We start from the raw sequence: 20,813 nt of genomic DNA, 5'->3' as shown, positions 1-20,813 counted from the left end.
CGGCCCGTGGCGGCTCGGAAGGTTGAGCGGGAGGATCGCGACGGTCGCCCACGGGGCATCCGTCTTCTCGGCGGTGAACGCTCCGCCGCATGACGTGTCGTCGGTGACCAGCGCGTCCCACGGCTCGTCGTCCCACGCCGCGAGGAGATCCGTCACCTGGGCGGGTGCCGTGCCGATGAAGGCGTCGGTGAGGTTGATCATCACCTGACGCACGCCCTTCTTGCCGATGAGTCGCGGGAACGTCTTCGTGAGGTCGTTCTCGTCGAAGTCGGGCGCGTTCCGCCACGGTACGAAGACCGCGCCGGATGCCTCGACCCGATCCCGGAACGCCGAGCCGGTGTGGCCCGCACCGAGTGGCCGCGCCCGAGGAGCGCCTCTGCGACCGCGAGCATCGGGATCACGTGGCCGGTGAAGGGCATCGCCGCGAGCAGGAACCGCGCCATGCCGACATGTTTCCGCATTCGGCGGCTCTGCGGGAGTGTGCTCAGCGGATGCTCGTCGACACCCCGATCGTCTCGACGAGCGCGGGATCGCCTCCGAGCGCGGTCAGACGCGTGCGAGCGGCACGCGCGGCGCGTTCGTAGGGCTCGACGCTCGAGTACATGAGGGACCGCGTGTTCGCTGCCTCGAGGAACGACACGAGCTCGAACGTGAGCTGGCGCGCGTCGTCGAGCAGCGGGAGCTCGCGAGCATCGATCGCGCGCTGGATCGAGATCGTGAGGTAGTCCTCCCACTCGCTCGACGCGGCGATCACCGCATCGCGCACGGGACCGGGCTTCGAGTCGAACTCCACCGCCGCCGCGGCGAAGAAGCACCCGCCTTTGAACACGCGCCGGTCGGAGTAGTCGAGCCACTCGCGGATGAGCGCGCACACACGCGACAGCCCCCGTTCGGACTTCTCGCGCGCCGGTTCGACGACCTCGTCGATGAACACCTGCCGGGCGGCCTCGACCGTCGCGAGCTGCAGCTGCTCCTTCGAGCCGAACAGCGTGGCGACGCCGCTCTTGCTGTACTGCGCGGCTTCGGCGAGTCGGCCGATCGTGAGTCCGTCGAGGCCCTCGACGGATGCCGTGTCGATCGCATGCGCGAGGATCGCGCGCCGCGATTCATCCCCGCGCACCCTGCGCCCGTCGGGCCGCTCAGCTCGCACTTGTGCCACGCGTCCAGGTTAGCGTACGATCGTGCGTTATTAGACCGAACGATCGTACGTATAGATGGGAATAGGCTCGTGACGACGATTCAGGAACGGGTGATCGGCGGCAGCATCCGCACGGTGGGTGCGGTGTCGCCGCGGGCGGGAGCCGCGCTGGCGCTCCCCGTGTTCATGTCGGTCGGTCGAGGGCAGCGGATGGCGGAGGATGCCGCGCCCACGATGGAGCGAGCTCGCCGGTCGACGGTCCGCATCGACGGGCTCGACCGCAACGGGGTCGACGTGCGCGTGTACGAGTGGGGCGCGGGGGCTGACGTCGTGGTGCTCGCGCACGGCTGGCGCGGACGTGCGTCGCAGTTCGCCACCCTCGTGCGCGACCTCGTGTTCGAGGGCTTCCGTGTCGTCGCGTTCGACGCGCCCGGACATGGGGAGACTCCCGGGCGGGCGACGTACCTCTTCGACTGGACCGACGCGCTCGTCCAGCTGCAGCGCCGGTACGGACTGTTCCACGGCATCGTCGGCCACTCGTTCGGCGCGCTCGCCGCGCTCGTAGCCGTCTCCGGCGGAGTCGCCGCGCGACGCGTCGTGACGGTCGCCGCGCCGGCCGACGCCGACACGCTGCTGTCGCAGTTCAGTGTGCTCGTCGGATTCGGGCACAAGACCGCCGCCGCCCTGCGGGCGCGGTTCGCCACGCGATTCTTCCCCGGCGAGGACGACCCGTTCCCGCGCATCTCGGCGGCCGAGCAGCCGCTGCCCGAGACGACGGAGCTGCTGGTGCTCCACGACCGCTCCGATCGCGTCGTGCCCATCTCCGACCTCGATCGGCTTGCGGCCGCCAACCCGCACGCACGCGTCGTCATCACCGAGGGGCTCGGTCACAACCGGATCCTCGCCGCCGACCGGTTCCTCGACGAGACCGTCGATTTCCTCGTCAAGCCCTCGTCGGTGGACTTCGGGTAGCCTCCGTCGCGGCGCACCCCACCCGCCCCTGCGCCCGCCGCCCCGGCCCACGCCGAGGCAGTCCATCAGAAGAGCCGAGCCGCTGCGGCCTCCGCCCGCATGCCGCGTGACGTCGTCACGACGGTGGATCGCGCCGCGAGGCCCGAGACGGGACCGCGGCGCGGAGCGTCCTCCTCGCCTTCGCCGTCGAGGCCGTGCACCCGCATGAGCGGCCGCACGCGCTTCGCGAGCCACGAGCGGTACGCCTTCGAGGCGTACGCTGTCGCGCCCGGGTACAGCCCGCGATAGGACGACACGAGCTCCGGATGCTCCCGCTCCAGCCACTGCATGAACCACTGCTTGGCTCCAGGGCGCAGGTGCAGGGCTCCGTACACGACGCGGTGGGCGCCCGCCTCCTTGATACGCGTGAGCGCGTGGTCGATCGCCTCGATCGAGTCGGTCAGGTGCGGGATGATCGGCATGAGGAAGACCGTCACGCGGAACCCCGCCTCGGCCGCTGCACGCACCGTCTCGAGGCGAGCGGTCGCGGTGGGCGCGCCGGGTTCGATCGCTCTCTGCAGGGCATCGTCGAACACCGCGATCGAGGTCGAGATCGTCGCCCGCACGGAGGACGCGGCATCCGTCAGCAGCGGAAGGTCGCGCCGGATCATCGTCCCCTTCGTGAGGATCGAGAACGGCGTGCCCGACTCGGCGAGCGCCGAGATGATGCCCGGCATGAGGCGGTAACGCCCTTCGGCCCGCTGGTACGGATCGGTGTTCGTGCCGAGTGCGACGGGCTCGTGCCCCCACGACCCGCGAGCGAGCTCCTTGCGCAACACGTCGACGACGTTCACCTTGACGACGATCTGCGAGTCGAAGTCATGCCCCGCGTCGAGCTCGAGATACTCGTGCGTGCCGCGGGCGAAGCAGTATCTGCACGCATGAGAACAGCCCCGGTAGGGGTTGATCGTCCAGTCGAACGGCACAGCCGATGAACTCGGCACGTGGTTGAGTGCGGACTTGCAGAGAACCTCGTGGAACGTCATGCCGGCGAACTCGGGCGTCGTCACCGACTGCACGAAGCCGCCGAGTCGTTCCATGCCGGGGAGGGCCGAGGCATCCGCCGTCGCCAATTGCTGCCCTTGCCACCGCATGCGACTATTCGAACAGAGATTCGAGATACAGTCAACAGATAAGGCGACGACAGCCGAACGCGATTCGAAGCCCCCCTGCCGGGACTGGACGAATGGTGATGGAACTCGGTCCCATGATGTGCAAGACTCGATGCCAGGCGCGCGCACACGCGAGGCCGTAGGACCTCGGGCGTCCCACGAGGCCGCCCACTCGAAGACGAGAGGAGACGCGCATGGAGCGCGACATCTACGACGAGGACCACGAGGCGTTCCGCGACGTCGTCAAGGAGTTCATCAAGCGCTACGTGACCAACGAGGCGCGCGAGAAGTGGGACGCCGAGGGCGAGGTCGACCGCGCGACCATGCTCGCGGCGGGTGAGGCCGGCATCATAGGCCTCTCGGTTCCCGAGGAGTTCGGCGGCGCGGGAATGCTGCAGGACTACCGTTTCCGGGCGATCGTCAGCGAGGAGGTCATCGCGGCCGGCGCCGGCTCGCTCGCCGGCGCGTTCGGCATCCAGGACGACCTCGCCGTTCCGTACCTCGTGCACATGGGCACGCCCGAGCAGAAGCAGAAGTGGCTGCCCGGCATGGCCACCGGTGAGGTTCTCGGCGCGCTCGCGATGACTGAGCCCGGCGCGGGCAGCGACCTGCGCGGCATCAAGACGACGGCCAAGCGCGTCGAGGGCGGCTACCGCGTCAACGGCGCCAAGACGTTCATCTCGAGCGGCAAGACCGCCGACATCGTGGTGACGTTCGTCAAGACGGGCGAGGGCAACGGCCCCGACGCCTTCAGCCTCCTCGTCATCGAGAACGGCATGGAGGGCTTCGACCACGGCAAGAAGCTCCACAAGATGGGCTTCCACGGCCACGACACCGCCGAGCTCTCGTTCACCGACGTGTTCGTGCCCGAGGAGAACCTCATCGGCGGTCGTGAGGGGCTCGGCTTCGTGCAGCTCATGATGAACCTGCCGCTCGAGCGTCTGTCGATCGGCGTCGCGGGCGCCGCGGCCGCACAGGCTGCGCTCGACTGGACGGTCGCCTACACGAAGGACCGCGAGGCGTTCGGCCAGCGGATCATCGACTTCCAGAACACGCGCTTCAAGCTCGCGGACGTCGCGACCACCGTCGACGCACTCTGGGCGTACGTAGACCGCGCGCTCCTCGCATACAAGGACGGCAAGCTGTCGGCCGAAGAGGCCGCGAAGGTCAAGTTCTGGGCGACCGAGCGCGAGTGGGAGGTGCTCGACACGTGCGTGCAGCTCCACGGCGGATACGGCTACATCATGGAGTACCCGATCGCGCGCGCGTTCCTCGACGCCCGCGTGCACCGCATCTACGGCGGCACGAACGAGATCATGCGCGACATCGTCAGCCGCCCGATCGCCGGCAAGCGCTGAGGTCGTCGCCGAGACCGGAGACGGATGCTGCGACCGCCCCTCGGGGGAGGGGGTGCGGGCCGCGGCATCCGTCTCTATCTCTTGACGGACGCGCGCCGCTCGCGCGGCGGCACGCGTGATCAGCCGTCGAGCATCGCGCGCAGCGCCTCGACGCCTTCGAGCTCGACCGGTGCCCCGAGAAGTTCGATGTTGCGCTCCCGCACCTCGAGCCAGCGCTCACGCGTCATGAGGTAGTTGCGGTGGGCGACCGCCTCGCCCTCGCGGGCGACGGTTACCACACCGTTGTCGGCGTAGCCGACCTTGCGCGAGACGGCACTCGACGCCGGGTTGTCGACGAACGCGCCCGACGTCGCCTCACGCGCGCCGAGCCCGTCGAACAGCAGCGCGAGCATGAGCACCCGCATGCGCGTGCCCACGCCGCGGCCCTGGTGCGCGCGACCGATCCACGACCCGGTCTGCACCTTCCGCAGCACGCGCCAATCGCTGCCGCTCGCACCCTGGATGCCCACCGGCTCACCGTTCTCGAGCACGGCGAGCTCGAGGTGAAGCTCGTCCGGACCGACGCGCGGGCGGATGCTCCAGTGGTACGAGACGACCGCCCGGGCGACCTCCTCGGGGGTGCCGCGCGTCCACGGGACCGCGAACGGCATCTGGTCCTCGTCGTGGATGCCGCCCGCGGCGATGTCGGCGAGCGCGACGAGCAGGTCGTCGTCGGCCCAGCGCAGCTCGAGGTCGCCGGCTCGCGCGCGGACGCCCGCTGCCGGCCAGATGCGGACGAGATCGGTGGAGTTCACGCGCGCAAGTATGACGCGGATCGCGTGGTCAGCGGCATCCGGCTCGGTGCGGTGAGCTCGCGCCGAATCCCGCCGAGATTGCGCGGATGACGGCATCCGGATCATGTCGGCCGCAGTTCGCGCAATCTCGACCGTGGGTGGGGTGGGGTGGGGTGGGGCGGGGGCTCGTCCGGCGGGTCAGGCCGTGGCGGGCGCGTCGGTGAGGCGGGACCGCGCGCTGCGCGACTCCGCCTCGAGGCGCCAGTACCCGCAGAAGCTCACGGCGTCCTTGTCGAGCCCGCGCACGTTGACGAGGTGGCGACGCCCGCCCGTCGCGAGCGCCTGCTCGCCCACGACGTACGCATGCACGTCTGTGCCCGTCGGGAGGTCGGTCAGCGCCTCGAGCATCGCGAGCACCTCGGTGCCCGGCTTCGATGCCGGGTCGCGCACGATCCAGCGCACCTCGACCCCGTCGGGCCGGTCGAACTCGAGGACGTCGTCGGCCGTCGGCACCTCGACGAGCGCGAGGCCCATGGCGGTCGAGGGGAGGCTCGCGCAGATGCCGGCGATCGCCGGGAGTCCGGTCTCGTCGGCCACGAGCAGCACGTCGTCGGTGCCGCGCTCCGGGTTGAACGTGAGCCCCTCGTCGATGATCACGACGCTGTCACCTTCGCGACAGGACTCAGCCCATCTGGGTGCGGGACCGGCCGTGCCGTCGGCGGCCGAGCTGTGCAGCACGAAGTCGACGTCGATCTCGGCCCCGCGCTCGGCGCTCGACGGTCGGTACGCACGCACGGTGTAGTTGCGCATGACCGGCCGCACGCCTTCGGGGATGCGAAGGTACTTGAGATAGCCGAACAGCTTGTTCGCCTTCGCCGGGATGCGCTCGAGACCCTGCTCGCCGCTCACCGGGAGGAAGATGCGGAACCACTGGTCATAGCCCATCGGGCGGAACGCCTCGATCTCACCGCCGCCGAGCGTCACGCGCATCCAGTGCGGTGAGAGCTGCTCGCGGCGAAGGACGGTGAGGTGGATGAGATCCTGCGACTCGGGCTTCACGAGCCGGCCGGCGCGGGCCATGTGCGCTCCATTCGGGTCGGGTCAAGGGTTCGAGATTGCGCGGATGACGGCATCCGGATCATGTCGGCCGCAGTTCGCGCAATCTCGACCAGGGGTGGGATGGGGTGGGGCGGGTGGGCGGGGCGGTGCTGCGGGGCGTCACGAGAGACCCCAGGGGAAGAAGAGCCAGAAGACGACAGCCGACACGACCCAGAAGCCGACGAGGAAGACGGTGTCGCGCGTGCGGAACGGCACGAGGTGGCGCTCGGTGCGGTCGGCGTAGGCGCCGAAGGCGCGTGCGTCCATCGCGAGGGCGACGCGCTCGGCGTGGCGGATCGCGCCCGCGAGCAGCGGCACGATGTACCCCGCCCATCGGGCGATCGCCGTGAAAGGACCGCGCCCGCCATGGGCGCCGCGCACCCGGTGCGCCTGCCGGATGATCTCGAGCTCGTGCCGGAAGCGCGGCACGAAGCGGAACGCCGCGAGCGCGGTGTAGCCGATGCGGTACGGCACGCGCAGCTGTTGCACCGTCGCGCGCACGAGATCGGGTCCGGTCGTGCTCAGGCCCGCGATGAACGCGAGCACCACGATCGCCGCGATCCGCAGCCCGGTCGCGAGGCCGGTCTCGAGCGCGCCGCTGTACAGCGTCCACCCGCCGAGCTGAAAGACCGGCGCGGTGTCGTCGACGAGACCGGCGTCGGTCCACAGTGCGAACCCCAGGGCGATCACCGCCCCGAACGCGGGCACCCCGATGAGCAGCGCGACCAGCCCCCGCGTGAACCGCACGCCGATCAGCAGCACGACGGCCGTCAGTGCGATGAACACGAGCGGCGTCCGCACGTCGCGCACGAAGACGAGCATCACCATGGCGGGCAGCGGCGCGAAGATCTTCGCCAGAGGGTTGAGGTCGTACAGGAAGCGGACGGGCGAGTGGGTCACGGGCCCGGCGTACGGATCGACCACCGGGCCGGTCGTCGGGGCGGATGCGCCGTCCGCGGCATCCGCCGGCTCGAGACGTGCCTGCTCGCTCATGCCGTGGCGTCCGGGAGGTCTGCGAGGCGCGCGATGCCCGCGAGCTCGGGGTGCGAGGTGAGTCCGTCGAAGGCGCGCCCGAGCGGGGGGAGCCGCAGGCCCGCGCCGCGGATGAGCTCGGCGTCGGCGAACAGGCTCGCGGTGTCGCCCGCGGCCGCGACGCGTCCGTCGCGCAGCATCACCGTGCGGTCGGCGTACTCGGTCACGAGCTGCATGTCGTGCGTGACGACCACGATCGTGGTGCCCTCGGCGTTGAGGTCGCGCAGGAGCGAGAGGAGCTCCTCGGCTCGGGCGCGGTCCTGCCCGAACGTCGGCTCGTCGAGCACGAGCAGGGGGGCGCCGCCGTCGAGCGCGGCCCCGGCGAGGGCGGTGCCGACGGAGAGGCGCCGCTTCTGCCCACCGGAGAGACGGAACGGATGCGTCGCCGCCTTGTCGCGCAGGCCGAAGCGGTCGAGCAGAGCCTCGGTGCGCGCGCGCACCTCGTCTTCGGGAACGTGGCGCAGGCGGAGCCCGTGCGCGAGCTCGTCGAACACCGTGTGGGCGATGAACTGGTGCTCCGGGTTCTGGAACACGAAGCCGACACGGGCCAAGAGCGTGCGGCTGTCGGCCCGGCCGACGTCGAGGTCGCCGATGCGGACGGTTCCGCGCGGCGGTCGCACGACTCCCGCGATCGCCTGCACGAGGGTCGTCTTGCCGACGCCGTTCGCGCCGATCACCGCGACGAAGTCGCCCTCGCGGATGTCGAGGTCGACGTCATGGAGCACGGTCGAGCGGCCGCGGCGGAGTGTCAGGCCGCGGACCTCGACGAGGGGGCGCCGGGTGGGCGCTTCGTCTCGCGGCGCTCGCTCAGCGACCGGGCGGGAGGGGTGCGCTCGCTCAGCGACCGCGTGGGGCGCTTCGTCTCGCTGCGCTCGCTCAGCGACCGGAGCCGCGGGGTCCGCATCGAGCGCGTTCCGCAGCTCTTCGGGCGTCAGGGGCAAGGGATCGAGGCGCAGGCCCGAGCGCCGCAGCCGGAGTGCCGCGAGCGCCGAGGTCGGCAGCCACACGCCCATCGCGTGGAGCTCATCGGCGCGGCGCCGGAGCACGTCGTCGACCGGGCCGTCGGCGACGAGGCGTCCGTCGTGGTCGAGGACGAGTACGCGGTCGACGAATCCGACGGCTGCGTCGAGGTTGTGCTCGATGAGCACGATGGCGCGATCGCCCGCGGCCGCGAGCTCGCCGAGAGCGGCGTAGAACTCCTCGATGCCGTTGGGGTCGAGGTTCGCCGTCGGCTCGTCGAGCACGAGCAGCGGCGAGCCCATCGCGAGGGCGCACGCGATCGCGAGGCGCTGCCGTCCGCCGCCCGAGAGGCGGTCGGGGTTGGTGAAGCGCCGGCTCCACAGCCCGACGCGTCGCAGCGCGGACTCCGCCCGTGCGAGCACCTCGTCGACGGGCAGTCGCAGGTTCTCGGGACCGAACGCGACCTCGTCGAGCAGCGTGCCGGTGACCAGCTGCGCGTCGGGGTCCTGGAACACCATCGCGACGTGCGTGCTCAGGCGCGAGACCGGGTTGTCGACGGTGTCGAGTCCGCCCACCTCGACGGTCCCCGTGACCTCGGCCGGTACGTCGTGCGGGATGAGCCCGTTCAGCGCGAGCGCGAGCGTCGACTTGCCCGAGCCGCTCGGCCCGAGCACGAGCACGACCTCGCCCGCCGACACCTCGAACGAGACGTGGGCCGGAGTCGGCGCGGTCGAGCCCTCGTACGCGACCGAGAGATCGCGCACTCGGAGGAGCGGCTGCCCCTTGCCGGGTCCGCCCGCGCGCGCGGCGGACGCGTCGCGCTGAAGTGCGGTCACGGGTTCCCCTCAGGACGAGCGAGCAGAACCCAACTTAGCCGAGCCTTACCTATCCCGCGAGCGAGCGGTGGAGGCATCCGTCTCACCTGATGAGGGGCGACGACGGATGCGGGACTCAGCCGCGCACGCGGGGGGTGATGCCCGCACGGCGAAGGCCCACGCCGATGGCGAGCGCGACCGCGGTCCACACGACGGGGCCGAGCACCGCGAGCACGAGATACGTGATCTGGGCCCACAGCGGCAGCGTCGCGAGGTGCGCCGCGAAGGCCACGACGACCGCGACGATCACGCCGATCACGACGGCGGAGATGAAGTAGCGCCACGTGTTCCACACGCGGTACCGGGTGGCAGCGGCGACGAGCTCCTGGATGCCGCCGAACAGCACGGCCGTGCCGAGGAACCGGAAGGCCCACTGCGGCGCGATCGCGCTCGCCGCGAGTGCCGCGAGCACGTGGGTGATGAGCGCGACCCACGGCTGACGGATGAGCGCCTGCGAGATGATCCCCGGGATGACATGGGCGCCGAGCACGAACCCGTAGACGATCGGGGCGGTTGCGAGGACGATGGGAGTGATCCAGCCGGCGATCCCGCCGACGACTCCTGTCGCCACGCCGATCGCCGCGCACGTGAGCAGAATGCTCGTTGTCAGGGGGGATCGGTTGGCCACCTGTCGATCCTAGCGATCGCGTCTCATGGGTTTCTCACGAATGGGGGTTCACTGAGATTCCGCTGTGAATTAGGTTGGGGCTGGCTGGAGCGTCGAAGAGGACCCCTCAGCCTGACTGTTCGAACGACGAATCAGGAGCACCATGCGCCGGACCCCCTTCAGAGCAGTGACGGCGATCACCCTCGCCGCGCTGTTCGCCGGTACTGCGACGACAGCCGCCTACGCGAGTCCGGAGGAGGTGCCCCCACTCGTGCCGGCGGAATCGCCGACCGGCGTCTACATCGTGGTCCTCGCGGAGGAGCCCGTCGCCTCGTACGACGGCGGTGAAGCGGGGCTGGCTCCCACCAAGCCCGACGAGGGCGAGGAGCTCGACACGCGCTCCACCGCCGCGAAGAAGTACTCGGCGTATCTCGAGAAGCGCCAGAAGGAGGTCGCGGCCGAGGTCGGCGCCGACCCCAGGGCGACCTACCAGGTGGCGCTGAACGGCTTCAGCGCGAAGCTGTCGCCCGAGCAGGTCGGCGAGCTCACGGCGAGCAAGGACGTCGTCGGCGTCTACCCCGAGCAGATCTTCCATCCCGACGCGGTGTCGTCGACGCAGTTCCTGGGCCTCGAGGGCCCCGGCGGCGTGTGGGAGGCGGTCGGCGGAACGGATGCCGCGGGCGAGGGCGTCGTCGTCGGCGTCGTCGACACCGGCATCGCTCCCGAGCATCCCTCGTTCGCAGGTGAGCCGCTGGGGACCACCCCGTCCGACGACACGCCTTACCTGGTGGGGAACAACGTCGTCTTCCAGAAGGCCGACGGCGGAACCTTCAGCAGCGCCCGGGTGACCGGCCAGCAGTGGTCGAACGACGACTACTCGACGAAGCTCATCGGCGGCAAGTACTTCTCCACGGGCGCCGCCGCGGCGGGCTTCGATTTCACGTACGACTACCTCTCGCCCCGTGACGGCGACGGCCACGGCTCTCACACCGCGAGCACGGCCGCCGGCAACAACGGCGTCTCCGCCTCGATCGCGGGCGTCGATTTCGGCGCCATCTCGGGCGTCGCGCCGGCCGCGAAGATCGCCGCCTACAAGGCGTGCTTCGTCGGCCCCGACCCGCTCGTCACCGACGACGACATCTGCGCCGGCAGCGACCTGCTGAACGCGATCGACGCGGCGGTCGACGACGGCGTCGACGTCATCAACTTCTCGATCGGCGGCGGCACGGCGGTCTCGTCGTGGGAGCCCATCGACCAGATGTTCTTCAACGCGGGCCTCGCGGGCGTGTTCGTGGCAGTCAGCGCCGGCAACGCCGGTCCCGCGCCGACGACGGCCGACCACGCATCGCCGTGGTACACGACGGTCGCCGCGTCGACGATCCCGACGTACGAAGGCACGGTGGAGCTGGCCGACGGCCAGCAGTTCGCGGGCGTCTCGGTGACGGTGCCGTTCGACGGCACGGTGACCGGCCCCGCCGTCTACTCCGGCGATGCGGCGGCGGCGGGCGTCCCGGTCGAGAATGCGCGACTGTGCTTCCTCGACTCGCTCGACCCGGCGAAGGTCGCCGGCAAGATCGTGGTCTGCGACCGCGGCACCAACGCCCGTGTCGAGAAGTCGCAGGAGGTCGCCGACAAGGGCGGCATCGGCATGGTGCTCGTGAACGTCACGCCGGGCTCGCTCGACAACGACTTCCACTCGGTGCCGACGGTGCACATCGACGCGCAGTATCGTGACGCGGTCCTGTCGTACGTGACCGGCACGGCCGACCCGGTCGTGACGCTGCACCCGAGCAACCTGACCGACGTGGTCACGCCGACCCCGCAGATCGCGGGCTTCTCGAGCCGCGGCCCGATGATCGCCGAGGACGGCGACATCATCAAGCCCGACATCGCTGCGCCGGGTGTCGCGATCCTCGCGGCTGCCCACAACGCCGAGGGCGCCGACCCGACGTTCGAGTTCAAGTCGGGCACGTCGATGGCCTCGCCGCACATCGCCGGTCTCGCGGCTCTGTACCTCGGTGTGCACCCGAACGCGACGCCGGGCGAGATCAAGTCGGCGATGATGACCACCGCCTACGACACGGTCGACGCGAGCGGCGCCGACGTGACCGACCCGTTCGCGCAGGGCGCGGGCCACGTCGACCCGACGCGGTTCTTCGACCCGGGTCTGCTGTACCTCAACGGACCGCTCGATTGGGCCGCGTACGTCGAGGGCATCGGCGGTTACGACTGGGCCGGCGTCGAGCCGATCGACCCGAGCGACCTGAACATCGCCTCGATCGGCATCGGCACGCTCGCCGGGCCGCAGACTGTGACGCGCACGCTCACGGCGACGCGCGCCGGCAGCTACACGGCGGAGGTCGACTTCCCCGGATTCGACGTGACCGTCGAGCCGTCGACGCTCACCTTCGGCGCAGCCGGCGAGTCGCAGGACGTCTCGATCACGATCGCCCGCAGCGACGCCCCCGTCGACGAGTGGTCGACCGGCTTCCTCACGTGGGTGGGTGCCGACGGCACGACCGTCCGCTCGCCGATGGCCGCGAAGCCGGCTTCGGTGGACGCGCCGGATGAGGCGACCGGCACCGGCATCACCGGCAGCACCGACATCACGGTCGAGTCGTGGCTCGACGGCGAGGTCGAGCTCGGCGTCGCGGGCCTCGCGCCGGTGCGCCTGCTCACCGACCCCGCCAACGAGGTGCCGGGCCACTCGGGTGACCAGAACTCGACCGGCCAGATCCTGTGGATCGAGACGATCGAGCCCGGCACGAGCCTCGCGCAGTGGACGCTCGACTCGTCGGACGACGAGGGCAGCGACCTCGACCTGTACGTCTACCGCGTCGTCGGCCCGGATGACCTCCGCTATTACGAGCGGTTCCTGTCGGCGACGGCATCGGCTGACGAGCAGGTCACGCTCGACAACCCGACGGCGGGTACGTACGCGATCGTCGCGGACATGTACGCGACGCCCAACCTGATGACGTGGGACCTGACGTCCGCGATCGTCGGCCCGAACGGCGAGGGCTCGTTCACCGGGACGCCCAACCCGCTCCCGCTGTCGTTCGGTCAGGAGGCGACCTACACGGTCTCGTGGACGGGACTCGACCCCGACACCACGTACCTCGGCGTCGTCCGCTACGGCGCGTCGCCGGTGCGCACGCTCGTGACGGTCGAGTCGGGTGCGGCGGCTCCGGTCGCCAAGGCCGCGCCGACGATCGCGGGTGCCGCGAAGGTCGGCAGCACGCTCAAGGCGAAGCCGGGATCGTGGAAGCCCAAGGACGTCACGTTCGAGTACCAGTGGCTACGCAACGGCGAGCCGATCAGCGGCGCGACGGGCACGCAGTACAAGGTGACCTCGGCCGACGTCGGCACCGCCTTGTCGGTGCGCGTGACCGCGACCGAGGCGGGCAACCCGAACGTCGGAACGGCCGTCAGCAAGGAGGTGTTCGTCAAGAACAAGTCCCGCACGACGGTCTCGATGAACCGCTACCTCGGTACGTCGTCGCAGAACTACGCCGTGACGGTCGGTGTCACGGCGGGCGGCGGCTCGGCCGAGGGCACGGTGAACATGTGGGTCGACACCAAGAAGTACACGGGCACCCTCGCGAACGGCTCGGTGACCTTCAACCTGCCGAAGCAGAAGAAGGGAATCCATGTCGTCATCGCCGAGTACGTCGGCACCGACACCGTCGAGGCATCCGCGAGCATCTCGGGCTTCATCGTCCTGAAGTAGCCCGCAGCGCACGACGAGAGCGCCGCCCCTTCCACTGGAGGGGGCGGCGCGTTCTTGTGCGGTCTGCGTGACTCAGACCCGCCGGCGCCGGCGCGTGAGCCGGACCGCGGGGAGGGGAGGCGCGGGGATCCGCTCGTCTCCGTGGTCGACGACCTGCCCGAAACGGGACGAGCCCGCCTCCCACGCCTCGCGCGCCTCGACGATCTCCTCGTGCGTGCGGCCCACGAAGTTCCACCACATGATGACGTCGTCCTCGAACGGCTCGCCGCCGAGGAGGAACATCGTGGCACCCGTCGCGCTGCTCACTTCGATGGTGTCGCGACCCGTGCCGAGGTAGAGCAGGTGCGCGTCGTCGAGCGAGACGGCACCCGAGGCGTCGGCCGCGGCATCCGTCACGCCTTCGACGCCGACCAGGGCGTACTCCCAATCCGGTCGCAGCGGGATGCGCACACGCGTCCCTGCGGGAACGCGCACCTCAGCGCCGACGATGGGCGTGTAGACGGTCGCCGGTGAGCGAACGCCGGCGAGCTCGCCGAGCACGACGACGGCCGACGCGGCGGCGCCCTCCACCGCGTCGAGCACGAGCGAGGGGAGGTTCTCGTGCCGTTCGAAGTCCGGCGCGCCGTGGCGGCGCGACTCGGGAAGCGCGACCCACAGCTGCAGGGCATCCAGCGGGATCGGTTCTTCGCCGACGGAGTACTCGGAGTGGGCGATGCCCGCGCCGCTCGTCATGAGGTTGAGGGCGCCGCGGCGCACGACGACGTCGCTTCCGACCGAGTCGCGGTGCCGCACGTCGCCGACGAACGGCCACGTCACCGTCTGCAGGCCGATGTGCGGATGCGGCTCGACGCGCATGCGCACAGGCTGCGGTCCGAACCGGTCGAGGAAGCACCACGCGCCGACGAGCGGAAGGTCCCGCTGCGGCAGCGAGCGTCGCACGTGCATCGCGCGGACGCCGCCGAGGGGAACCTCGCGGGATTCGAGCAGGACCGCCCGGGGAGGGTCGGTCGACGCATCCGGCTCGGTGTGTGAGAGCGGAGCCTCCGATTCGGCGACGGAAGCGTCAGCGTCCAGCCTGGTCATCCCGGCCCCCGGCGACCGACCAGTCGACATCGAGGCCCTCGACGTCGTTCTCGCGGAGGTATCGGCGCACGAACGGGCACAGCGGAATGATCCGCTCGCCGCGGCGTGCGACGTCGGCGAGCGCCTGCGACACGAGCGTCTTGCCGAGCCCGCGCCCCGAGAAGGCCGGGTCGATCTCGGTGTGGGGGAAGATCAGCTCGTTGTTCGGGGTGCGCTGGAAGACGGTGAAGCCGGCGAGCACGTCACCCACGTGGATCTCGTAGCGGCCGGCTTCGTCGTTCCTTGTGACGGTGAGCGCGTCGGTCGAGGTAGGCATCTGGGGAATCCCTTCGTCGTCGACTTCAACGTACGGGCGCCGGGTCGTGTTCCGCCAGGCCGTTCGTACCGTGTCGTCAGGGCTGGCAGACTCGAGGGATGGTCTCGACTCACCCCGGCGGCGATGCGACCGCCGGGCTGCTCGACCTGGTGCCGCCCGGCGCCGACGAAGACACCGCGTACGCGGGCTTCGTGGAGTGGGCGGCGTCGCGCGGGTTCACGCTCTACCCCGCGCAGGACGAAGCGGTCATCGAGATCGTGTCCGGTGCGAACGTCGTGCTGTCCACGCCGACCGGGACGGGGAAGTCGCTCGTCGCGATCGCGGCGCATGCGATGTGTCTCGCGCGCGGAGGCCGCACCTATTACACCGCTCCGATCAAGGCGCTCGTGAGCGAGAAGTTCTTCGCGCTCGTCGACATCTTCGGCGCGGCGAACGTGGGGATGGTCACGGGCGATTCATCGGTGAATCCGGATGCCCCGATCGTGTGCTGCACGGCCGAGATCCTCGCGAACCTCGCGATGCGACAGGGTCCGGATGCCGCGGTCGACCAGGTCGTGATGGACGAGTTCCACTACTACGGCGACCCCGAGCGCGGGTGGGCGTGGCAGGTTCCGCTGCTGCTCCTTCCGCGTGCGCAGTTCGTGCTCATGTCGGCGACGCTCGGCGACGTCACCGCGATCGCCGACGACCTCACGCGGCGCACAGGCCGGCCGACAGCGCGGATCACGGGAGTCGAACGCCCCGTGCCGCTGCACTTCTCGTACGAGCGGCGTCCCGTGCACGAGGTCCTCGAGAAGCTGCTCGACGAGGGCGAAGCGCCGGTCTACATCGTGCACTTCTCGCAGGCGACGGCCGTCGAGCGCGCACAGGCGCTCGCGTCGGTGCGGGTCGCCACACGTGAGCAGCGCGACGCGATCGCCGAGGCGATCGGCGGCTTCCGCTTCACGACGGGGTTCGGCAAGACGCTCTCGCGGCTCGTGCGCGCGGGTATCGGCGTGCACCACGCGGGCATGCTCCCGCGCTACCGTCGGCTCGTCGAGACTCTCGCGCAGCGCGGTCTCCTGCGCGTCATCTGCGGCACCGACACGCTCGGCGTGGGCATCAACGTGCCGATCCGCACGGTCGTCATCACGGCGCTGTCGAAGTACGACGGAACACGGATGCGCCAGCTCAGCGCGCGCGAGTTCCACCAGGTCGCCGGTCGTGCGGGCCGTGCCGGCTACGACCCCTACGGCAACGTCGTCGTGATGGCGCCTGAGTGGGAGATCGAGAACGCCGTCGCGCTCGCGAAGGCCGGTGACGACTCCGCCAAGCGCAAGAAGATCGTGCGCAAGAAGGCTCCGACGGGCGTCGTGAACTGGGGTGAGGGCTCGTTCGAACGGCTCGTCGAGGCGCAGCCCGAGCCGCTCGTGCCTCAGCTGCAGCTGACCGCGGCGATGCTCATCAACGTGATCGCGCGCGGCGGAGACGTGTTCGCGAATGTGCGCTCCCTCGTGTTCGACAACCACCAGACCCGCGCGCAGCAGTACGCCCTCGCGCGGCGCGCGCTCGCGATCTTCCGCACGCTGAAGGCCGCCGGCGTCGTGGAGGCCGACGGGGGCGGCATCCGTCTCACCGTCGACCTGCAGCCCAACTTCGCGCTCAACCAGCCGCTCTCGCCGTTCGCGCTCGCCGCGATCGAACTGCTCGACCCGACGGATGCCCCGGGCGCAGCCGGAACCGGACACTACGCGCTCGACGTCGTGAGCGTCATCGAAGCGACGCTCGACGATCCGCGCGCCGTGCTCGCACAGCAGGAGTTCAAGGCGCGCGGCGAGGCGGTCGCCGCGATGAAGCAGGAGGGGCTCGACTACGACGAGCGCATGGCGCTGCTCGAAGACGTCACGTACCCGAAGCCGCTCGCCGGACTGCTGCAGCAGGCGTTCGAGGTCTTCGCGTCGAGCCAGCCGTGGGTGCGCGACTTCGAGCTGTCGCCGAAGTCGGTCGTGCGCGACATGTTCGAGCGCGCGCTGTCGTTCGGCGAGTTCATCTCGTTCTACCAATTGGGTCGCAGCGAGGGACTCGTGTTGCGCTACCTGAGCGATGCGTACCGCGCGATCCGCCAGACGGTGCCGGTCGATGCGCAGACGCCCGAGCTCGTCGACGTGATCGAGTGGCTCGGCGAGCTCGTACGGCAGGTGGACTCGAGCCTCGTCGACGAATGGTCGGCGCTCATCGCGCCGCCGGACGACCCGGATGCTCCGATCGTCCCGCCCGCACCCCCGTCGGTGCTCACGAACCGCCGCGCGTTCGTCGTGCTCGTGCGCAACGAGCTCTTCCGCAGGGTGCAGCTCGCCGCGCTCCAGCGCGATGACGAGCTCGTCGAGCTCGACCCCGACGTCGATTGGCCGGCCGTGCTCGACCGCTACTACGACGAGCACGACGAGATCCTCACGGGCGGCCCGGCGCGTTCGCCCCGGCTCGTCACGATCGACGACACGGATGCGGCAGCATCCGGTGTCTGGCGTGTGGAGCAGATCATCGACGATCCCGAGGGGAATCACGACTGGCGCATCCGCGGGGTGGTCGACCTCGCGGCCTCCGAGGACGAGGGCACCGCCGTCGTGCGGATCACCGAGGTCCTGCGGCTCGACTGACGTCAGCCCCGGGGCTTCCTGCCTGGGGTCGAGATTGCGCGAATGACGGTCGGATGCCGCCGCGGGTGGTGATTAGCGCAACCTTGGCGGGATGCGATTGGGGCGGGCGTCCGCTCCTCCCCAGCGGGCGGGACGGGCGGGTTGTGCGAGGGGCGGGCGGGGCGGCGGGGGCGTCGGATGCCGCGGCTACCCTGGACCGCGTGACTGATCAGCCGGGCGACCCGTACGCCGACCTCGACTGGGCCGATGTCGACGCGCCGCCCGACGACTCGTGGGCGCCGCCCGAAGACGTGTGGCTCCCCCCGCCCGACGAGTTCACCCCGCCGCCGTCCGGCGACCTGTTCGACGGCGCTGCTCGACGCGATCACACCGGTGCCGACCCGCGCGACGTGCTACGCGAGGTGTTCGGCTACGACGCGTTCCGCGGCGACCAGGCGGCGATCGTCGATCACGTGATCGCGGGGGGCGACGCCGTCGTGCTCATGCCGACCGGCGGCGGCAAGAGCATCACGTACCAGGTGCCCGCACTCGTGCGACCGGGCACCGGCCTCGTGATCAGCCCGCTCATCGCACTCATGCACGACCAGGTCGACGCGCTCGTCGCGAACGGCGTGCGAGCCGCGTACCTCAATTCGACGCAGGCGCCCTTCGAGCGCGCCGCGGTCGAGCGCGCCTACCTCGCCGGCGAGCTCGATCTCATCTACGTCGCGCCCGAGCGGCTGTCGGCGCCCGCGACGACGAAGCTGCTGCAGAGGGGCCGGTTGAGCATCATCGCGATCGACGAGGCGCACTGCGTGTCGCAGTGGGGCCACGACTTCCGCCCCGATTACCTCGCGCTCGGCGACCTCGGCGAGCGGTTCCCGGGCATCCCGCGCATGGCGCTGACGGCGACCGCGACCCGCGCGACCCACCGCGAGCTCACCGAGCGCCTGAGCCTGCCCGACGCGAAGCGCTTCGTCGCGAGCTTCGACCGCCCGAACATCCAGTACCGCATCGAGCCGAAGGTCGATCCGCGGCGGCAGCTTCTGAGCTTCATCCGGTCGATGCCGGAGGGCGCCGCCGGCATCGTGTACGCGCTCAGCCGCAAGTCGGTCGAGCAGACGGCTGAGTTCCTGCGCGCGAAGGGGATCGACGCGCTTCCGTATCACGCGGGGCTCGAGGCATCCGTGCGGTCCGCGAACCAGGCGCGGTTCCTGCGCGACGACGGCGTCGTCATGGTCGCGACGATCGCGTTCGGCATGGGCATCGACAAGCCCGACGTGCGCTTCGTCGCGCACATCGATCTCCCGAAGTCGGTCGAGGGGTACTACCAGGAGACAGGTCGAGCCGGCCGCGACGGCGACCCGGCGATCGCGTGGATGGCGTACGGACTCGGCGACGTCGTGCAGCAGCGGCGCCTCATCGACCAGAGCCCGGGCGACCGTGCGTACAAGATGCGGATGGGGCAGCACCTCGACGCGATGCTCGCACTGTGCGAGACGGTCGCGTGCCGCCGCCAGAACCTTCTCGCGTACTTCGGGCAGGAGTCCGACGCGTGCGGCAACTGCGACACATGCCTCGAGCCACCCGAGACGTGGGACGGGCTCATCGCCGCGCAGAAGCTCCTGTCGACGATCGTGCGGCTGCAGCGCGAGCGCGGACAGGCGTTCGGCGCCGGACACCTCATCGACATCCTGCGCGGTGCCGACACCGAGCGCATCCGGCAGCAGGGTCACGACTCGCTCTCGACGTACGGTCTGGGTGCCGACCTCAGCGATCAGGACTGGCGCAGCGTCGTGCGGCAGCTCCTCGCGCGCGGCATCCTCGTCGCGCGCGGCGAGTACGGGACGATCGCGCTGGGAGATCCGGCGGCCGGTGTGCTCAAGGGCGAGACTCCCGTTCCGCTGCGGCGCGATGTGCTCGGGCGCGCCGGGTCGGCGGGCTCGCGCGTGCGCAAGGGAGCCACCCTACGGCAGGCTCAGGGACCGGTTTCAGAAGCCGACCGCGAGCTCTTCGAGGCGCTTCGCGCGTGGCGGGCGAGCGTCGCGCGCGAGCAGGGCGTGCCCGCCTACATCGTGTTCGGCGACGCCACGCTGCGCGCGCTCGCCGAGCGCCGCCCCGCGACCCTCGCGGAACTCGACGGGATCTCGGGCATCGGCGCCAAGAAGCGCGAGGCGTACGGCGAGGCCGTGCTCGAGGTGATCGCGGCCGCGTGAAGGCCAGTCGTCATTGAGTAGCGTGGCAGCCGTGCGCATTACGACGAGGAACGCCCAGTTCCAGGTGTGGCAGTCTCTCCTCACGAACCGGAAGACACGACAGCGCGAAGGCGAGTTCCTCGTGCAGGGCGTCCGGCCGATCACGCTCGCACTCGAGCACGGGTGGGAGTTCCGCGCCGTCGTCTTCGACGCGAGCCGAAAGCTCTCGCGCTGGGCCGACGGCGTGCTCGAGCGCACGTCGTCCGCACGCCACGTCGCGATGGCGCCGGAGCTCATCGCGGAGCTCGGCGAGAAGTCCGAGGGGGCGCCCGAGCTCATCGCCGTCGTCGCGTCGCGGCCCGACGCGTTCGACCGTCTCGTCACAGACGAGCAGCTCCTGACCGTCGTCTTCGATCGCCCCACGCAGCCGGGCAACATCGGGTCCCTCATCCGCTCGGCCGACGCGTTCGGGGCGACGGGCGTCATCGTCACCGGGCACGCGGCCGACGTGTACGATCCCAAGTCCGTCCGCGCGAGCACGGGATCGCTGTTCGCGGTCCCGACGATCCGCATCCCGTCGCCGCGCGAGGTGGTCGAGTGGGCCGATCGCCTGCGCCCGCGGCCGCTTCTCGTCGGGACGGACGAGACGGGTGACATCGACATCGACGACCACGACTTCCGCGGGCCGCACGTCGTCCTGATCGGCAACGAGACGTCGGGCCTCAGCACCACATGGCGAGAGGCCGCTGACGTGATGGCGCGCATTCCGATGGTCGGCTCGGCGAGCTCCCTCAACGCCGCCAACGCCGCGACAGCCTTGCTCTACGAGGCGGCCCGGCAGCGGCGTCGGCACGCGGGCGGCTCTCCCGACGCGTGACGTCAGAGGCGACGAGCTCGCCCGCACCCGCGA

Annotated in this window: 15 protein-coding genes; 6 read left to right on the top strand and 9 right to left on the bottom strand. The window is 70.5% G+C overall.

Annotated features, from left to right (window positions below; translation table 11 throughout):
- Positions 1 to 484: 484 nt before the first annotated feature.
- The gene (locus VNR19_RS12645; protein ID WP_325727281.1) at positions 485 to 1,159 is read right to left on the bottom strand and encodes a TetR/AcrR family transcriptional regulator; all 675 of its coding nucleotides are present in this window, start codon (positions 1,157 to 1,159) and stop codon (positions 485 to 487) included.
- 69 nt (positions 1,160 to 1,228) lie between these two features.
- Between VNR19_RS12645 and VNR19_RS12640 the strand changes: the two genes are divergently transcribed.
- A complete protein-coding gene (locus tag VNR19_RS12640; RefSeq protein ID WP_325727279.1) occupies positions 1,229 to 2,110 on the top strand; it encodes an alpha/beta hydrolase in 882 nt (293 codons plus the stop codon).
- Between the two features lie 65 nt (positions 2,111 to 2,175).
- On the opposite strand, the gene VNR19_RS12635 is transcribed toward VNR19_RS12640, so the two are convergent.
- The gene (locus VNR19_RS12635; protein ID WP_325727277.1) at positions 2,176 to 3,243 is read right to left on the bottom strand and encodes an Rv2578c family radical SAM protein; all 1,068 of its coding nucleotides are present in this window, start codon (positions 3,241 to 3,243) and stop codon (positions 2,176 to 2,178) included.
- Positions 3,244 to 3,455: 212 nt separating this feature from the next.
- On the opposite strand from VNR19_RS12635, the gene VNR19_RS12630 reads away from it, so the two are divergent.
- Complete coding sequence (locus VNR19_RS12630; protein ID WP_325727276.1) at positions 3,456 to 4,619, top strand: acyl-CoA dehydrogenase family protein; 1,164 nt, start codon at positions 3,456 to 3,458, stop codon at positions 4,617 to 4,619.
- A gap of 119 nt (positions 4,620 to 4,738) precedes the next feature.
- Here VNR19_RS12630 and VNR19_RS12625 read toward each other — a convergent pair whose 3' ends face one another.
- The 5 genes from VNR19_RS12625 to VNR19_RS12605 all read right to left on the bottom strand — a co-directional run bounded on the left by VNR19_RS12625 (position 4,739) and on the right by VNR19_RS12605 (position 9,985).
- Positions 4,739 to 5,413 (bottom strand): GNAT family N-acetyltransferase, encoded by a 675-nt coding sequence (locus VNR19_RS12625; RefSeq protein WP_325727274.1) that lies wholly within the window; start codon positions 5,411 to 5,413, stop codon positions 4,739 to 4,741.
- 177 nt (positions 5,414 to 5,590) lie between these two features.
- Positions 5,591 to 6,472, bottom strand: coding sequence for a siderophore-interacting protein (locus VNR19_RS12620; protein WP_325727272.1), 882 nt, complete (start codon positions 6,470 to 6,472; stop codon positions 5,591 to 5,593).
- A 138-nt stretch (positions 6,473 to 6,610) separates the two neighbouring features.
- Positions 6,611 to 7,483: an energy-coupling factor transporter transmembrane component T gene (locus VNR19_RS12615; RefSeq protein ID WP_325727271.1), complete on the bottom strand. Its 873-nt coding sequence runs from the start codon at positions 7,481 to 7,483 to the stop codon at positions 6,611 to 6,613.
- The gene (locus tag VNR19_RS12610; RefSeq protein WP_325727269.1) at positions 7,480 to 9,318 is read right to left on the bottom strand and encodes an ABC transporter ATP-binding protein; all 1,839 of its coding nucleotides are present in this window, start codon (positions 9,316 to 9,318) and stop codon (positions 7,480 to 7,482) included. Before VNR19_RS12610 ends, VNR19_RS12615 begins: the two co-directional genes overlap by 4 nt.
- Before the next feature lie 115 nt (positions 9,319 to 9,433).
- Positions 9,434 to 9,985, bottom strand: a complete 552-nt coding sequence (locus tag VNR19_RS12605) for an ECF transporter S component (RefSeq protein ID WP_325727267.1) — start codon at positions 9,983 to 9,985, stop codon at positions 9,434 to 9,436.
- 142 nt (positions 9,986 to 10,127) lie between these two features.
- Between VNR19_RS12605 and VNR19_RS12600 the strand changes: the two genes are divergently transcribed.
- A complete protein-coding gene (locus VNR19_RS12600; RefSeq protein ID WP_325727265.1) occupies positions 10,128 to 13,694 on the top strand; it encodes a S8 family serine peptidase in 3,567 nt (1,188 codons plus the stop codon).
- 72 nt (positions 13,695 to 13,766) lie between these two features.
- Here VNR19_RS12600 and VNR19_RS12595 read toward each other — a convergent pair whose 3' ends face one another.
- Both VNR19_RS12595 and VNR19_RS12590 read right to left on the bottom strand, forming a co-directional pair.
- A complete protein-coding gene (locus tag VNR19_RS12595; protein WP_325727264.1) occupies positions 13,767 to 14,777 on the bottom strand; it encodes a pirin family protein in 1,011 nt (336 codons plus the stop codon).
- Complete coding sequence (locus tag VNR19_RS12590) at positions 14,758 to 15,093, bottom strand: GNAT family N-acetyltransferase (protein WP_325727262.1); 336 nt, start codon at positions 15,091 to 15,093, stop codon at positions 14,758 to 14,760. The genes VNR19_RS12595 and VNR19_RS12590 overlap by 20 nt, the downstream gene beginning before the upstream one ends.
- 98 nt (positions 15,094 to 15,191) lie before the next feature.
- On the opposite strand from VNR19_RS12590, the gene VNR19_RS12585 reads away from it, so the two are divergent.
- From VNR19_RS12585 to VNR19_RS12575, 3 genes are all read left to right on the top strand, one after another.
- Complete coding sequence (locus VNR19_RS12585) at positions 15,192 to 17,729, top strand: DEAD/DEAH box helicase (protein ID WP_325727260.1); 2,538 nt, start codon at positions 15,192 to 15,194, stop codon at positions 17,727 to 17,729.
- Positions 17,730 to 17,929: 200 nt separating this feature from the next.
- The gene (recQ, locus tag VNR19_RS12580; protein WP_414684170.1) at positions 17,930 to 19,924 is read left to right on the top strand and encodes a DNA helicase RecQ; all 1,995 of its coding nucleotides are present in this window, start codon (positions 17,930 to 17,932) and stop codon (positions 19,922 to 19,924) included.
- A gap of 31 nt (positions 19,925 to 19,955) precedes the next feature.
- Positions 19,956 to 20,780, top strand: a complete 825-nt coding sequence (locus tag VNR19_RS12575; RefSeq protein ID WP_325727258.1) for a TrmH family RNA methyltransferase — start codon at positions 19,956 to 19,958, stop codon at positions 20,778 to 20,780.
- Positions 20,781 to 20,813: the final 33 nt, after the last annotated feature.

This window comes from Microbacterium sp., from assembly GCF_035556355.1.
Taxonomy (GTDB): Bacteria; Actinomycetota; Actinomycetes; order Actinomycetales; family Microbacteriaceae; genus Microbacterium.
The sequence above is the reverse complement of the archived record's forward strand: the minus strand, read 5'-3'. Positions and strand labels throughout refer to the sequence as shown.

Bases quoted from the DNA above. Each gene is read 5' to 3' on its own strand.
- VNR19_RS12585 (WP_325727260.1), top strand. From the start codon at position 15,192: ATGGTCTCGACTCACCCCGGCGGCGATGCGACCGCCGGGCTGCTCGAC.
- VNR19_RS12620 (WP_325727272.1), bottom strand. From the start codon at position 6,472: ATGGCCCGCGCCGGCCGGCTCGTGAAGCCCGAGTCGCAGGATCTCATC.
- VNR19_RS12630 (WP_325727276.1), top strand. From the start codon at position 3,456: ATGGAGCGCGACATCTACGACGAGGACCACGAGGCGTTCCGCGACGTC.
- VNR19_RS12595 (WP_325727264.1), bottom strand. From the start codon at position 14,777: ATGACCAGGCTGGACGCTGACGCTTCCGTCGCCGAATCGGAGGCTCCG.
- VNR19_RS12615 (WP_325727271.1), bottom strand. From the start codon at position 7,483: ATGAGCGAGCAGGCACGTCTCGAGCCGGCGGATGCCGCGGACGGCGCA.
- VNR19_RS12635 (WP_325727277.1), bottom strand. From the start codon at position 3,243: ATGCGGTGGCAAGGGCAGCAATTGGCGACGGCGGATGCCTCGGCCCTC.
- VNR19_RS12590 (WP_325727262.1), bottom strand. From the start codon at position 15,093: ATGCCTACCTCGACCGACGCGCTCACCGTCACAAGGAACGACGAAGCC.
- VNR19_RS12600 (WP_325727265.1), top strand. From the start codon at position 10,128: ATGCGCCGGACCCCCTTCAGAGCAGTGACGGCGATCACCCTCGCCGCG.